13 protein-coding genes and 2 tRNA genes are annotated in these 15,475 nt (G+C 66.3%); 13 read left to right on the forward strand and 2 right to left on the reverse strand.

Annotated elements, in window-relative coordinates; genetic code table 11:
- Positions 1-76 precede the first annotated feature (76 nt).
- Positions 77-436 (reverse strand): PsiF family protein, encoded by a 360-nt coding sequence (locus tag ABNK63_RS05250; RefSeq protein WP_350016872.1) that lies wholly within the window; start codon positions 434-436, stop codon positions 77-79.
- A 221-nt stretch (positions 437-657) separates the two neighbouring features.
- Complete coding sequence (locus ABNK63_RS05255) at positions 658-2,154, reverse strand: aminotransferase class III-fold pyridoxal phosphate-dependent enzyme (protein ID WP_350016873.1); 1,497 nt, start codon at positions 2,152-2,154, stop codon at positions 658-660.
- Between the two features lie 283 nt (positions 2,155-2,437).
- On the opposite strand from ABNK63_RS05255, the gene ABNK63_RS05260 reads away from it, so the two are divergent.
- The 13 genes from ABNK63_RS05260 to secF all read left to right on the forward strand — a co-directional run bounded on the left by ABNK63_RS05260 (position 2,438) and on the right by secF (position 15,382).
- Positions 2,438-3,367 carry an ABC transporter ATP-binding protein gene (locus ABNK63_RS05260; protein ID WP_350016874.1) on the forward strand — a complete coding sequence of 310 codons (930 nt, stop codon included), beginning with the start codon at positions 2,438-2,440 and terminating at the stop codon, positions 3,365-3,367.
- Positions 3,368-3,380: 13 nt separating this feature from the next.
- On the forward strand, positions 3,381-4,160 hold the full coding sequence (locus tag ABNK63_RS05265) for an ABC transporter permease (protein ID WP_040672718.1): 780 nt from the start codon (positions 3,381-3,383) through the stop codon (positions 4,158-4,160).
- A gap of 44 nt (positions 4,161-4,204) precedes the next feature.
- The gene (locus ABNK63_RS05270; protein WP_007804514.1) at positions 4,205-5,422 is read left to right on the forward strand and encodes a sensor histidine kinase; all 1,218 of its coding nucleotides are present in this window, start codon (positions 4,205-4,207) and stop codon (positions 5,420-5,422) included.
- Positions 5,423-5,467: 45 nt separating this feature from the next.
- Entirely contained in the window at positions 5,468-6,070 is a 603-nt protein-coding gene (locus tag ABNK63_RS05275; RefSeq protein ID WP_007804516.1) for a response regulator transcription factor, read from the forward strand.
- Positions 6,071-6,701: 631 nt separating this feature from the next.
- Positions 6,702-6,771: transfer RNA gene (locus ABNK63_RS05280), tRNA-OTHER, on the forward strand.
- Positions 6,772-6,841: transfer RNA gene (locus tag ABNK63_RS05285), tRNA-Met, on the forward strand.
- Positions 6,842-7,255: 414 nt separating this feature from the next.
- Complete coding sequence (locus tag ABNK63_RS05290; RefSeq protein ID WP_350016875.1) at positions 7,256-8,380, forward strand: slipin family protein; 1,125 nt, start codon at positions 7,256-7,258, stop codon at positions 8,378-8,380.
- Between the two features lie 51 nt (positions 8,381-8,431).
- On the forward strand, positions 8,432-9,655 hold the full coding sequence (locus ABNK63_RS05295; protein ID WP_350016876.1) for an RtcB family protein: 1,224 nt from the start codon (positions 8,432-8,434) through the stop codon (positions 9,653-9,655).
- 96 nt (positions 9,656-9,751) lie between these two features.
- Positions 9,752-10,783 (forward strand): tRNA preQ1(34) S-adenosylmethionine ribosyltransferase-isomerase QueA, encoded by a 1,032-nt coding sequence (gene queA, locus ABNK63_RS05300; protein ID WP_040672649.1) that lies wholly within the window; start codon positions 9,752-9,754, stop codon positions 10,781-10,783.
- 18 nt (positions 10,784-10,801) lie between these two features.
- Positions 10,802-11,956 (forward strand): tRNA guanosine(34) transglycosylase Tgt, encoded by a 1,155-nt coding sequence (tgt, locus tag ABNK63_RS05305; RefSeq protein ID WP_007804524.1) that lies wholly within the window; start codon positions 10,802-10,804, stop codon positions 11,954-11,956.
- A 129-nt stretch (positions 11,957-12,085) separates the two neighbouring features.
- The gene (gene yajC, locus ABNK63_RS05310; RefSeq protein WP_007804525.1) at positions 12,086-12,418 is read left to right on the forward strand and encodes a preprotein translocase subunit YajC; all 333 of its coding nucleotides are present in this window, start codon (positions 12,086-12,088) and stop codon (positions 12,416-12,418) included.
- A gap of 108 nt (positions 12,419-12,526) precedes the next feature.
- Positions 12,527-14,410 carry a protein translocase subunit SecD gene (gene secD / locus ABNK63_RS05315; protein WP_007804527.1) on the forward strand — a complete coding sequence of 628 codons (1,884 nt, stop codon included), beginning with the start codon at positions 12,527-12,529 and terminating at the stop codon, positions 14,408-14,410.
- Positions 14,411-14,419: 9 nt separating this feature from the next.
- On the forward strand, positions 14,420-15,382 hold the full coding sequence (gene secF, locus ABNK63_RS05320; RefSeq protein WP_007804529.1) for a protein translocase subunit SecF: 963 nt from the start codon (positions 14,420-14,422) through the stop codon (positions 15,380-15,382).
- Positions 15,383-15,475: the final 93 nt, after the last annotated feature.

Below are 15,475 nucleotides of genomic sequence, written 5' to 3' on the forward strand. Positions count from 1 at the left end.
TGGCGCAACAACCAGTGAGCTTAACGAAGCGCCGCTGCCCACGCACGCATGCAGCGTGGGCAGCGGCGGGCAGGCGTCAATGCGTGGCGGGGGTGGCGTCGCTCTTCAGACAGCTGCTCATGAACGTCTTGCGCTCGGCACCCTTGAGCGCCTTGGTTTTGGCGTCGGCGTTGCAGGTCTTCATCTTTTCCTGCTGGGCGGCCCTGGCCGACGGTGCCGCCGCCGCGCTGTGACCTTTCAGGCAGGAGCTCATGAACGCCTTGCGCTCGTCGCCCTTCTTGCCGGTGGCCTGCTTGTTGCAGTCCGCCATGCGCTGCTGTTGCGCGGTGCGTGGCTTGGCCGGCGCGGCGGTGCCCGCTTGCGGCGTGGCGGCGAAGGTGGCGCCGGCGAAGGCGAAGGCAGCACTGATTGCGAGCAGACGTAGTGACATCGACATCGTTGAGTCCTCCCTGGGTAACCGGCTGCTGCCGGCCCGGGCAGTCTAGGCAGGAGATACCTTCCGCGTCTGCAGGCAAGATCTTGCGTGCATGAAGTATTCAGCTGAAGCGCCATGTCGTGCCTGGCCGGCGCCGGCGTGGGCCGATGGCTGCGCCCGTCCACAAAAGACGAGGCCGCGCCGGACAAGCCGGCGCGGCCTCGAAGTCAGGAACAGCAGGCTCAGGCGGCTTCGGCCTTGGCCTTGCGCGGTCCTTCCAGCAGTGCCTTGCGCACGTGGGACACGATCAGGTCGATCTCCGCGCTGGTCACCTTGAAATGCGGGGTGAAGCGCAGCGAGTTGGTGCCGCCGTGGATCACGCCGACGCCGTGCTCGCGCATGTACTCCTCGGTCGAGTCGGCGCCGTAGCACTTGTACTCGGGCGCCAGTTCGCAGGAGAACAGCAGGCCGGTGCCCTGCACCTTGGTGATCAGGCCGCCCAGTTCGTTCTTCAGCGCATTGAGCTTGTCCACGAATTCCTTGCCGCGCTCGCGGATGTTGCTGCGCACCTCGTCGCTGAGCTCGCCCAGGGTGGCCAGCGCCACGTCCAGCGCGCGGGGGTTGGCGGTCATGGTGTTGCCGTAGATGCCCTTGCGGTACAGCCCGGCGGTGTGTTCGGTGACGGCCAGCACCGACAGCGGATACTGCCCGGCGTTGAGCGCCTTGGAGAAGGTTTCCATGTCCGGCGGCGGCAGGCCCTCGAAGCCGGGGTAGTCGACGAAGGACAGCACGCCATGGGCGCGCAGGCCGGCCTGGATCGAGTCGATCAGCAACAGGCTGCCATGGGCGGAGGTGAGTTCGCGTGCCGCCTTGTAGAACTCGGCGGTCACCGCGCGGCCAGGGTCGCCTTCGCCCATCACCGGCTCCAGGAACATCGCCTCGATGAACCAGCCATGCTTGTCGGCATCGGCGAAGGCTGCTTCAAGCTGGGCCACGTCGTATGGCGCCACCGTGATCACGCTGTCCTCGTGGCGGTAGCTGGCCAGGTTCTGCTGGTAGGCCTTGCGGCTGGAATCGGAGTACAGCGCCGGCTTTTCGGTGCGGCCGTGGAAGGCGCCCTTCACCGCCAGGCGCTTGATCGTGCGGCCGGCATAACGACCGCCTTCGTCGGTCATCGCCTTGGCGTTGACGTCCGCGATGCGGCAGGCCAGGGTGACCGACTCGGAACCGGAGTTGAGGCACATGTAGCTCGTGTACGGGCTGCCGCCGCGGCTGCGGCCGAGTTCCCTGTCCAGCGCCCTGGTGAACTGCAACTGCGCCACGCTGGGCGACATCACGTTGGCCATCACCTGCGGGCGGCCCAGCGCAGCGAGAATCGCCGCGTCGTTGTGGCCGAAACCGAGCATGCCGTAGCCGCCGTTGTCGTGCACCACGGCACCCTTCAGGGTGACGATCCACGGGCCGCGGGCCGCGGCCGGCAGATAGGGGTTGATCGCGTCATCGGGATAGAAGTTGACGAAGCCCGCCTGCGCCTGGGCCAGCTGTTCGGTTTCGTCCAGCTTGAGGAAGTCGGCCAGATCGGCACGCAGTTCATGATGGCGGGCGACCGCTTCGGCAATCGCCTGGACCAGCAGCGGATCGTTCGCCGCCATGCGTTCGATGCTGGCGTCGTCCAAGCCGGTGGTACGCGGCTTGCCGCCGAAATCGCGCAGTTCGCGCAGCTGGTTGATCACACCCATGATGAATCCTCCGTAGCTCCGCCGGGCGGCACGCATGGCCGGATGGCGGATTGGTGAATGCGTGGCGAAAAACGCGAGCGTCTGCGTTTTTCCAATGACTTCAGTCGTTTGAGATCGCCGCACGGGGGCTTTCAGGGCGGCCTTATCCCTCACAGGATACCTTGGCCGCTCAGCCACCGTAACCCCCGGGGCCAGGTGACGGCTGTCATCCCGGATGGCTGACGAGGGCGACTGCCGCCAGCCGGCGGCGGCGCGCAGCATGCATGGCACTGGAGGATTTCCCATGCCGCATGCCGAAAAACCGATCGCCCGCCTCGCCGGCGCCGTCAAACGTTATGGCTCGCTCACCGCGCTGGACGGTGCCGAGCTGCAGGTTCATCCGGGCGAGCTGCTGGCCCTGCTTGGCCCCAATGGCGCCGGCAAGACCACCGCCATCGCCTTGCTGCTGGGCCTGGTCCGCGCCGACTCCGGCAGCGTGCAACTGTTCGGCGAGGACCCGCAGTCGATCGAGCCACGCCGCCGCATCGGCGTGATGCTGCAGCACGCCGAGCTGCCGCCTACGCTGCGCGTGGGCGAGTTGCTGCGACTCACCGCCAGCTACTACCCGAACCCCCGCTCGCTGCAGGAATCGGCTGCGCTGGCAGGCATCGGCGACCTGCTCCGGCGTCCTTACGCGAAACTTTCCGGCGGCCAGCAGCGGCGCGTGCAGTTTGCGCTGGCGTTGTGTGGCCGGCCCGAGCTGCTGTTCCTGGACGAGCCCACCGTGGGCATGGACATCGATGCGCGACAGAAGCTGTGGGCGGCGATCCGCCAGCTGATCGATGAAGGCTGCGCGGTGCTGCTGACCACGCACTACCTGGAGGAAGCCGAGGCGCTGGCCGACCGGGTCTGCGTGATGTCGCACGGCAAGGTCATCCACGAGGGCACGGTGGAAACGCTGCGTGCCCGGGTCGCGCAGAAGCGCATCCGCTGCCGTACCACGCTGCCGGCCGAGCTGATCCGCGACTGGCCCGGGATCGGCGAGGTCCGCCAGGAAAACGGCCGCACCTACATCGTCACTGCCGAAGCGGAGCCAGTGGTGCGGCGCCTGCTGGAAGCCGATCCGCAGCTCGGCGAGCTGGAAGTGCAGCGCGCCGGCCTGGCCGAGGCGTTCACCGAACTGACCCGCGATGCCGACGAGGCATCGACCAATCCGCAGCGCGAGGCCGCCTGAAATGGACATCGTGATGACTGAAGCACCTGTTTCGTTCCCCGCCACCATGCCGCGCCGCCGCGTGCTTGGCGCGTATCTGGAGGAGGCGCGCAGCGAATGTCTGCGCTACATGCGCAGCCCGAGTTTCATGCTGCCGATCATGCTGTTCCCGGCGATGTTCTACCTGCTGTTCGGGGTGTTGATGGCCAAGTCCAACGGCGCCGATGCGGCGCGCTATCTGCTGGCCAGCTATGGCGTGTTCGGCGTGATGAGCCCGGGGCTGTTCGGCTTCGGCGTATCGCTGGCGCTGGAACGCGACAGCGGCCTGCTGACCTTCAAGCGCGCGCTGCCGATGCCGCCCGGCGCCTACCTGATCGGCAAGATGATCATGGCGATGGCCGCTGCCGCCGGGGTAGTCGTGTTGCTGCTGGCGATGGCTCTCACCCTGGGCCACGTGACGCTGGCCGCGTCGCAGGCCGCCGCGTTGCTCCTGGTCGGGGTGCTGGGCGTGCTGCCGTTCTGCGCTCTCGGCATGTTCGTGGGCACGCTGTTCAAGGGGCAGGGCGCGCCGGGCGTGCTGCAACTGGTCTACCTGCCGATGTCGTTCATGTCCGGCCTTTGGTTCCCGCTGCCGATGCTGCCGAAGTTCCTGCAGCAGATCGCGCCGATCTGGCCGAGCTATCACCTGGACATGCTGGCGCTGGCCGCCGTGGGCATGAACACGCAGCCTCTGCTGGGCCACGTGCTGGTTTTGCTGGCGTTCGCCGCGGGCTTCCTGCTGCTGGCGGCGCGGCGCCTGCGTCGGCACGGTTGAAGTAGCATGCAGGGCAGCCCGCATTTTCAGCGAAGCACCACGCCATGATCCCCGCCTTCATCGCCCGATGGTTCGTTCCGGCCCCGGATTCCGCCGTGGCCGAGGATTTGCGACGCGGCAAGTCGCCGTGGGCCGACAGCGTGCACCTGCTGTGGTCGCTGTGGATCTTCATCACGCCGATGTTCGATCACGGCCTGCGTGGCTACACGCAGACCTGGCTGCTGTTCACGCTGGTCTCGTATCCGGTGTTCCTGCTGTTGTTTGCCAAGCTGCAGCTGGCTTCGCGGCGGACCGCCCATTTCTATGCCTGGGGCATGGCGGTGCTTTGCTTCGCCCTGTTGCGCTGGTATCCCAGCGGCCTGAGCTATTTCGTCTACGCCTGCGTCATGCTCAGTCATTGCGACAGGAGGCAGTTCCGGAACTATGTCCTTCAGGTGCTGGCGATCAACGCGATCTACGTGGCACTGGCCTGGTGGATCGGCTACCCGTCCGTCTTGATGGTGATCATGCCGGTCACCGTGTTCGTGATCTGCATCATCGTCACCGTCGAGCAGCTCCACAAGGAAAAGGATGCCGCGCTCAGTCTTTCGCATGACGAAGTGCGCCGGCTTGCCGCGACCGCGGAGCGCGAGCGGATCGGCCGCGACCTGCACGACCTGCTGGGCCACACGCTGTCGCTGATCACGCTGAAGCTGGAGTTGTCGCGCAAGCTGTTCGACCGCGACGTCGAGGCGGCCAGGCGCGAAGTGGAGGAGGCCGAGAAGGTCGCCCGGCACGCGCTGGCCGAAGTGCGCAGCGCCGTCACCGGCATCCGCGCCACCGACCTGGCGGCGGAACTCGCGTCGGCGCGACTGCTGCTGGAATCGTCGCGTGTGCACCTGGAATACAACGCCCCGTCGATCGACATGCCGGCCGAGATCGAGCGTGGGCTCTCGCTGGTGCTGCGCGAGGCGGTGACCAATATTGCCCGCCATGCGGCGGCCACCTGCGTCCAGGTCGAGCTGCGACGCGAACACGCGGCCGTCTGCCTGCAGGTCAACGACAACGGTCGCGGTGGCATCGCCACCGATGGCAACGGCATCAGCGGCATGCGCGAGCGCGTGCGCGCCCTGGGTGGAACCCTGGAGGTGCAATCGCCGCTCGGCGGCGGCACCCGGTTGCGGGTGGTGGTGCCGGTGCCCGTGCTGCGTCTGGTCGAGCCGTCGCGCGCGGCACCGGCAGCCCCGCCAGCGCAGACCGGCTCCGGTTATCCTGCGGCCTGACCGGCCATCGCGCCGGCTTTCCCTTTACGATAGACGGGCAAAACCATGATTCGTGTGTTGCTGGCCGAAGACCAGGCGATGGTGCGCGGGGCGCTGTCGGCCCTGCTCAAGCTGGAACCGGATATCGACGTGCTCGGCTCGGCGGCGGACGGCGAGGCGGCGTGGCGTGACATCCAGAAGCACAAGCCCGATGTGCTGGTCACCGACATCGAGATGCCCGGGCTGACCGGGCTGGAGCTGGCCCAGCGCATCCAGCGGCAGGAGTTGCCGATCAAGGTGGTGATCGTCACCACCTTCGCCCGCCCCGGCTTCCTGCGCCGCGCGCTGGACGCTGGCGTGTCCGGCTATCTGCTGAAGGATGCGCCAGCGGAGAACCTCGCCGATGCGCTGCGCACCGTGCATCGCGGTGGTCGCGCCATCGATCCCCAACTGGCGCTGGAAGCGTGGTCGGAAGCCGATCCGCTGAACGACCGCGAGCGCCAGGTATTGCGCCTGGCCGGCGAAGGTCAATCGGCCGGCGACATCGCCGCGCAATTGAATCTGTCGCATGGCACCGTGCGCAATTATCTTTCCGAGGCGATCGGCAAACTCGGCGTGGCCAATCGCATCGAGGCTTATCGACTGGCACGGCAAAAAGGCTGGTTGTAGGAATTATTCGGGTATTCGACAAAATCGCTTGCACTCCGAAAATGATCCGCGTATTGTTCGCGTCCTTCGCCGCCGTGGCGATAATCCGATGAAGAAACTTTCCATGTCATTCCGTCTCGTTCCCGCAAACAAGCCAGGCATGTCGCGCGACCATCGCGACGCGGGCCTGTTTGCGCGCGATGAAAGGCACGACCTGGCAACCGCTTTCCGATAATCGACTGATCCCTTCGCGGAGATCGGTCACCCCGATCTCCCGAGGCAACGCGAACGCCCTCGGGTCGCCATGCCCGGGGGCGTTTTGTTTTGGCGTTCGCCGGGGATGCGCATGCATCGAACCACCTTGCAGGAATTCGCTACGCCCTGAAGCATCCGGCTCGTGCAGCCGAGGCAGGGGCACGGCTGCAGACCGGCGCATGTGCGCTGCGTCCCGATGCTTCGGCGCGGGCTGTGTGCGGATCGGATTCCACACGAACAGGGTCGTCAAGGCCCGCACGAATGTCCGGTTGGCGACAGCCGGGCATGTGGAACGTCAGCCACAAGGGCTTTCAGCGGCGCGGGTTCCCAAGACCCGCCCGGTGCGCGCGGCTTTGCCGGCAGCGTATGCCGGGGCCTGCGGGGAGATGTTCCGCGATGACGTTGGCTCAGTGGTAGAGCGGCAGCGAACGCTGCAGGTCGCCGGTTCGAATCCGGCACGTCAGCCACTGGATAGCTCAGATGGGTAGAGCATCGGTCTCATAAACCGAGTGTCGCGGGTTCGACTCCCGCTCCAAAACCATGACCTGTCACGTCATGACACCAGGAACGAAAGTTCCGACCAGGAAACGCCTCGTGTGGAACGCGGCACGCCCGTCAGGGATGAGGGCGGACCGAGTGACGCAGCGAGGATTGAGCCGGGCCGGCCCCCTGCAGGCGGACGGTCGGTCGTCGAACGACATCGCGGCAATGCATCGCCGTGATCAGCTGATGACCGACTCTCTTCCGAAGCGTGCGGGCTTCGCTGGATCCATCGTCGGGAGGCGTTTCCGCCTTTTTAAATAAAGCTTTCGGTTATTGAAGATAATCGCGCGTTTATCCTGGAAGGGAGGGGTGATTGCACCCCGAAGTAAATCACGGTCCGCATCGATCCGGCGGCCCTGATTCATTCAGTACGGATCGAAACCGGGAATATCGACAAGGAGTATCGCCATGTTCTGGCTCAAGCAAATCGTGATCGGCGACGGCGAGCGCGGTCTGCTGTATCGCAACCGTCGTTTCGAGCGCGTGCTGTCGCCGGGCGTGCATCGCCTGTTCGACCCGCGCAAGCGCATCGCCGTGACGGTGCACAACCTCACCCGCCCGGAATACGCCGGCAGCGATGCCGAGGTGTTGACGGCGCAGATGGACGGCCCGCTGGCCGAGTGCTTGCTGGTGGCCGACATCGGCACCGACCAGGTCGGCCTGGTGCTGAAGAGCGGCAAGCTGGAAGACGTGCTGGCGCCGGGTACGCGCAAGCTGTACTGGAAGGGCATCGTGCCGGTCGAAGTGCAGGCGGTCTCGCTGGTGGAAACGCTGGAGATCGATGCGCACGTGGCGAGTCGTCTGCGTCAGCTTGGCGTGCTCGGCAAGGTGGCGGTGACGGTGGACGTGCCGGCGGAATCGACGGGCCTGCTGTTCGTCGACAACAAGCTGGTGCGCACGCTGGCGCCGGGTGCCTGGGCGTTCTGGAATTTCCGGAAGAACGTGGCGGCGGAGGTGATCGAGCTGCGCGTGCAGTCGCTGGAAGTGTCGGGCCAGGAACTGCTGACCCGCGACAAGGTGAGCCTGCGGGTGAACCTGGCCGCCAGCCTGCGCGTGACCGATCCGGTCGCCGCGCGCACGAAGGTGGCCAAGTATGGCGACTACCTCTATCGCGAGCTGCAGTACGGCCTGCGCAAGGCGGTCTCCGGCAAGACGCTGGACGAGCTGCTGGGCGACAAGGCCTCGCTGGATGCGGACATCTTCGCCTACGTGCGCGGCCGTGTCGTCGAGCTGGGCATCGAGGTGCTCGGCGTGGGCGTCAAGGACGTGATCCTGCCGGGCGACATGAAGGACATCCTCAACAGCGTGGTGCAGGCGGAGAAGGCGGCCCAGGCCAACGTGATCCGCCGGCGCGAGGAGGCGAACGCCACCCGTTCGCTGCTCAACACCGCGCGGCTGATCGAGGAAAGTCCGGTGCTGATGCGTCTGAAGGAGCTGGAGGCCTTGGAAAAGGTCACCGAGAAGATCGACAAGCTGACCGTGTTCGGCGGCCTGGACGGCGTGCTGAACCAGTTGGTCAGCCTCAGGCAGTAACCTCGTGGCGCGCGCACGGATGCGCTCGCCACGATCCATTCAAGGAAAGATGTGATGAGCAACCAACAATACGAACTGCTGCACGCCGAAGGCAGCGCTACGCCGATCAAGGGCTGGGTGCACGGCGTGCCGCTGGAAGACTCCGCGAAGCAGCAACTGCGCAACATCGCCACGCTGCCGTTCGTCGGCCCGTGGGTCGCGGTGATGCCGGACGTGCATCTGGGCAAGGGCGCCACGGTGGGTTCGGTGGTGCCGACGCGGGGCGCGATCATCCCGGCCGCGGTCGGCGTGGACATCGGCTGCGGCATGGCCGCAGTGCGGACCACCCTGCGCGCCGGCGACCTGCCGGACAACCTGGCCCAGCTGCGCTCCAGCATCGAGCGCGGCGTGCCGGTCGGCAACGGCCGTGGCGGCGAGCATGGCAAGCCGTCGGACGGTATCCACACGATGCTGGTCGAATCCCGGCTGGCCGAGCGGCTGGAGGCGATCAAGGCGAAGCACCGCAAGATCCGCACCGACAAGGTCGACCGGCAGCTCGGCACGCTCGGCGGTGGCAACCACTTCATCGAGGTCTGCCTGGACGAATCGGGCGCGGTGTGGGTGATGCTGCACTCCGGTTCGCGCGGCACCGGCAACCTGATCGGCAGCTACTTCATCGAGCGGGCGCGCGAGGAGCTGGCGCAGCGCGTGCTGGGCTTCGACCTGCCGGACAAGGACCTCGCGTTCTTCCTGGAAGGCGAGCCGCTGTTCGACGACTACGTCGAAGCGGTGTCCTGGGCGCAGGATTACGCCCGGGCCAACCGCGAGGCGATGATGGCGCGGGTGCTGGCCGAGATGCGCCACCGGCTGCCCAAGTTCCAGCTGGAACAGATGGCGGTGAACTGCCACCACAACTACGTGCAGAAGGAGACGCACGGTGGCGAGGAACTGCTGGTGACCCGCAAGGGCGCGGTGAGCGCCCGCGCCGGCGAGCTCGGCATCATCCCGGGCAGCATGGGCACGTGCAGCTACATCGTGCGTGGCAAGGGCAGTCCGGACAGTTTCCACAGCTGCAGCCACGGCGCGGGCCGGGTGATGAGCCGTACCGCGGCGCGCCAGCAGATCACCCTGGCCCAGCATCGGGAAGCCACCGCCCACGTCGAATGCCGCAAGGACGCGGCGGTGATCGACGAGTCGCCGGCGGCGTACAAGTCGATCGACGCGGTGATGGCCGCGCAGACCGATCTGGTCGAGGTGGTGCACACGCTGCGCCAGGTGCTGTGCGTGAAGGGATGAGCGCTGCCCCGCGAGGGGCGGCGTTTTTTTGCAGACGTGCCCCGGCGCGCCTGCTGCGGGATAATGCTCCGTTTCCCGATGCCGGCCACACCCGCCTTGAAGAAGTCCGATTTCGATTTTGACCTGCCGCCCGAGCTGATCGCCCAGGCCCCGCTGCCCGAACGCTCGGCCAGCCGGATGCTGCTGCTCGACGTGGCGGCGCAGTCGCGGGAAGACCGCATGTTCCGCGAACTGCCGGACTTCCTGCGGCCGGGCGACCTGCTGGTGTTCAACGACACCCGCGTGCTGCCGGCGCGGCTGTACGGGCGCAAGGACACCGGCGGCGCGGTGGAGATCCTGATCGAGCGGGTCACCGGTGCGCACGAGGCCACCGTGCAGCTCGGCGTCAGCAAGAAACCGAAAGAGGGCGGCCGGATCGAGCTGGCCGACGGCAGCCATGCGGTGGTGCTGGGCCGCGACGAGGGCTTCTTCCGGCTGCGTTTCGAGGCACCGGAACCGCTGGAAAAATTGCTGCTGAAACTGGGCGAGATGCCGCTGCCGCCGTACATCGAGCGGCACGCCGACGCCAGTGACATGGAGCGCTACCAGACCGTGTTCGCCCGCGAGCCCGGCGCGGTGGCCGCGCCGACCGCGGGCCTGCACTTCGACGAGGCGACCCTGGCCCGGCTGCGCGAGCGCGGCGTCGAGTTCGGTTACGTCACCCTGCACGTGGGCGCGGGCACGTTCCAGCCGGTCCGTGCGGATGACCTGAAAGACCATCACATGCATACCGAGTGGCTCAACGTCGGGGCGCACCTGATCGGCCAGATCCGCCGCACTCGCGCGAACGGCGGGCGGGTGATCGCGGTGGGTACCACCGTGGTGCGCGCGCTGGAAAGCGCCAGCAAGGACGGCGAACTGCATCCGTTCGCAGGCGAGACGCAGATCTTCATCTTCCCCGGCTACCGCTTCAGCAGCATCGACGGCCTGCTCACCAACTTCCACCTGCCGCAGTCGACCCTGCTGATGCTGGTGTCGGCGCTGGCCGGGCGCGAGTACATGCTCGACGCGTATCGCCACGCGGTGGAGCAGCGGTACCGGTTCTTCTCGTATGGCGATTCGATGCTGATCCTGCCGAAGGGCGTCTAAACCCGCGATAATGGCCGGATGACTTCCCTCCAGTTCAACGTTCACGCCACTGACGGCGCCGCCCGCCGCGGCCGCCTGACTTTCGCCCGCGGCACCATCGAGACCCCGGCCTTCATGCCGGTGGGCACCTATGGTTCGGTCAAGGCGATGACCCCGCGCGACGTCACCGAGACCGGCGCCGAGATCATCCTGGGCAACACGTTCCACCTGTTCCTGCGGCCGGGGCTGGAGATCGTCGGGAAGTTCGGTGGGCTGCACCGCTTCATCGGCTGGGACAAGCCGATCCTCACCGACTCCGGCGGCTTCCAGGTGTTTTCGCTGGCGCACAAGCGCAAGATCACCGAGGAGGGCGTGACGTTCGCCTCGCCGGTGGACGGTTCGAAGGTGTTCCTGTCGCCGGAAGTGTCGATGCAGATCCAGAAGACGCTGGATTCTGACATCGCGATGATCTTCGACGAGTGCACGCCGTATCCGGCCACCGAGAAGGTGGCGTCCGACTCGATGGAGCTCTCGCTGCGCTGGGCCGCGCGTTCGCGCCGCGCGTTCGACGACCTGAAGAACCCCAACTCGCTGTTCGGTATCGTGCAGGGCAGCGTCTACGAGAACCTGCGCCGGCGTTCGGCCGCGGGCCTGATCGACATCGGCTTCGACGGCTACGCGGTCGGCGGCCTGGCGGTGGGCGAGCCGGAGGCCGAACGCAACCACGCGCTGGACTTCACCGTGCCGCTCTTGCCGGTGGACAAGCCGCGCTACCTGATGGGCGTGGGCCGTCCCGAGGACATCGTCGAGGCAGTGCGCCGCGGCATCGACATGTTCGATTGCGTGATGCCCACGCGCAACGCCCGCAACGGCTTCCTGTTCACCGCCGAGGGCACGCTGCGCATCCGCAACGCCAAGTACGCCACCGATACGGCGGTGATCGAGGAAGGCTGCGACTGCTACAGCTGCAGCAATGGCTTCAGCCGCGCCTACCTGCGCCATCTTGACCGCTGCAACGAGATCCTCGGCAGCCAGCTGGCCACCATGCACAACCTGCGCTATTACCAGCGGCTGATGGCCGGGCTGCGCGAGGCGATCGCCGGCCAGGCCCTGGAAGCGTTCGTGGCGGAGTTCTACGCCCGTCGCCGGGTAGCCGGGACGGGGTCAGGGTCAATTTCCGCAGGCGAAAAGTGACCCTGACCCCCTGAAGGACCCTCGCGGCCGCTGCCGTGCACGCTCCGGGGGTGCATGGCATAATCGGGAATCTTTTCCCAGGCGTTCTGTCGAAAACCTCGACAACGCCCAGACTTGCGAGACAGACCCATGAGTTTTCCGATCTCCCCCGTGCTGGCCCAGGCCGCGGCTCCGCAGCCCGCCGGCGGCGGCATGTCCATGATCATCATGATGGTGGTGCTGTTCGGCCTGATGTATTTCATGATGATCCGTCCGCAGGCGAAGCGGCAGAAGGAGCATCGTGCGCTGATCGCGGGCCTGGCCAAGGGCGACGAGGTGGTCACCAACGGCGGCATCGCCGGACGGGTGGACGAAGTGGGCGAGACCTTCATCACCGTCGAGATCGCCAGCAACGTCAAGGTGAAAGTGCAGAAGGGCGCGGTGCAGCAGGTGTTGCCCAAGGGCTCGCTGAAATCCGTCTGAAGAAGTACCGGACGCCGCCAGGGGGCCTGGGCGGCGACTTGCGACGTGGCCATTCCCGATTGTTGCTACCGCCGCGGCCTGGTGCCGCGGCTTTGATGGATGCAAGGCATGAGTGATTTTCCTCGCTGGAAGTACGCGCTGGTCGCGCTGGTGATGTTGTTCGGCGTGATCTACGCGCTGCCGAACGCCTTCCCGCCGGTGCCGGCGGTACAGGTCACCGCGAACCGAGATGCGCCGCCGATCAACACCGCCTTCCAGCAGAAGGTGGAAGCCGGGCTGAGGGCGAAGAAGGTCGCCGTGAACGAGGTCTTCGTGGAAGGCGACCACCTGCTGGTGACGTTCGCCAACTCCGACGTGCAGAAGACCGGCTCCGACGAGATCAAGGCGCTGGTGGGCGATGGCTACACGGTCGCGTTCAAGCTGCAGTCCAACGTGCCGCACTGGCTGGGCGTGATCGGTGCCCGCTCGATGCCGCTGGGCCTGGACTTGCAGGGTGGCGTGCACTTCCTGATGCAGGTCGACCAGAAGGACGTGATCGAGAAGCAGGAAAACAGCTACGCCGATGACGTGCGCAGCCTGTTGCGCCAGAAGAACATCCGCTACGAGTCGGTCACCCGCAGCGCGGTCGATGGCCAGGGCATCTCGGTGATCCTGCGCTCGGCCGAGGACCGCAAGACCGCGTCCGACGCGATTGCCAACGAATACACCGACCTCAACGTGTCCGACGGCGCCAGCACCGGCGACCGCTTCATGCTGAAGGTGACGGTCAAGCCGGAAAAGCTGCGCGAACTGGCCCGCGGTGCGATCACCCAGAACCTGGGCACACTGCGCAACCGCATCAACGCGCTGGGCGTGTCCGAGCCGCTGATCCAGCAGCAGGGCGACAGCCGCATCGTGGTCGAGCTGGCCGGCGTGCAGGACCCGACCGAAGCGAAGAAACTGATCGGCGCGGTGGCCACCCTGCAGTACCGCCCCGGCATCGGCCAGCCTGGCGATGCGCGTGCGGTGGAAGCAGCGCGCACCGGCAACATCCCGCCGGATGCCAACCTGTATTACATGCGTGGCGACAACCGCCCGGTGCTGGTCAGCAAGCAGATCATCGTGACCGGCAACCAGCTGATCGACGCCTCTTCCGGCATCGACCAGAACAGCGGCACGCCGAAGGTCGACGTGACCCTGAACGCCGCGGGCGCCCGCAAGATGGGCGACTTCACCAACGCCAATGTCGGCAAGCCGATGGCGGTGGTGTACGTGGAGCAGGTCTACGAGACCAAGGTCGTCGACGGCAAGGAAGTGCGCGTGCCCAAGATCACCGAGACGGTGATCAACGACGCGACCATCCAGGGCGCCTTCAGCAAGCAGTTCCAGACCAGCGGCCTGGGCAGTCCGAAAGAGGCATCCGACCTGGCCCTGCTGCTCAAGGGCGGCGCGCTGGCCGCACCGATGGACATCGTCGAGGAAGGCGTGATCGGCGCCAGCCTCGGCCAGGACAACATCGACAAGGGCTTCAAGGCGGTGCTGCTGGGCCTGGCGCTGGTGCTGCTGGCCGCGGCGATCTACTACAAGCTGTTCGGCCTGGTGGCGGACATCGCGCTGTTCTTCAACCTGGTGATCCTGGTGGCGGTGATGTCGCTGATCGGCGTCACCCTGACCATGCCCGGCGTGGCCGGCATCGTGCTGACCCTGGGCATGGCGATCGATGCGAACGTGCTGATCTGCGAACGCGTGCGTGAGGAACTGCGCAACGGCTCCAGTCCGCACGCCTCGATCCGCGCCGGTTACGAGAAGGCCTGGTCGACCATTCTGGATGCGAACGTCACCCACCTGATCGCGGCGCTGGCACTGACCACGATGGGTACCGGTGCGATCAAGGGCTTCGGCGTGACCCTGCTGATCGGCATCCTGACTTCGCTGTTCACCTCGGTGACGTTGACGCACGCGTTCACCGCGGCGATCCACGGTCATCGCAAGCTCAAGACGCTGTCGGTCTAAGGAATCCCCATGGAAATTTTCAATCACGACAGCGATATCCACTTCCTGGGGATGCGCAAGTACACCGTGGCCATCGCCATCTTCCTGATGGTGGCCTCGATTGGCCTGATCGCGTTCAAGGGCCTCAACTACGGCCTGGACTTCACCGGCGGCGTGTCGATGGTCGTCGACTACGGACAGTCGGTGGAAATCGCCGACGTGCGTGGCGCGCTGGAGAAGGGCGGCATCCACAACGCGATGGTGCAGAGCCTCGGCGGTACCCGTGAGGTGTCGATCCGTCTGCAGCCCAAGGACGATCCCGGCGCCGTCGATGCTGCCGGCAAGTTCAACCTCGACAAGATCGCCGCCGACGTGCTCAAGGTACTGCACGTGAGCCGCCCGGACGCGAAGCTGAAGAGCCGCGACTACGTCAGCGCCCAGGTCGGCCAGGAACTGCGCAGCGACGGCACGGTGGCCGCCGTGTTCGTGATCCTCGGCATCATGGCCTACCTGTGGATCCGCTTCGAGCGTCGCTTCGCGATTGCCGCGGTGGCCACCGAAGTCCATGACACCCTGGTCACCCTGGGCATCCTGGCGCTGGTCCAGCGCGAGTTCGACATGACCGTGCTGGCCTCGGTGCTGGCGGTGATCGGCTACTCGATCAACGACAAGGTGGTGGTGTTCGACCGCATCCGCGAACTGTTCCGCCTGGCGCGCAAGGCCGAGCCGGAGGAGATCCTCAACCGCTCGATCAACAACACGCTGTCGCGCACCATCATCACCTCGCTGTTCACCGGCATCACCATGGGCGCGCTGTACTTCTTCGGCGGCACCGCGGTGCACGGCTTCGCCGTCACCATGCTGATCGGCATCGTGGTCGGAACGCTGTCCTCGATCTTCGTCGCCAGCCCGATCCTGCTGTGGCTGGGCGTGTCGAAGAAGGACCTGATGCCGGTGACCAAGGAAAACCCCGAGCTGGCGCGGCGTCCCTGAAGCAACCATCGCTCGCGTTGCGAGCGATTCCAAATGATCTTCCCCTGCATGCAGGGGAAGATGCCCGCAGGGCAGCCGAACGAAAACGGCCCG

Origin of the sequence: Rhodanobacter sp. IGA1.0, assembly GCF_040208325.1 — a bacterium.
Classification (GTDB): Bacteria; Pseudomonadota; Gammaproteobacteria; order Xanthomonadales; family Rhodanobacteraceae; genus Rhodanobacter; species Rhodanobacter spathiphylli.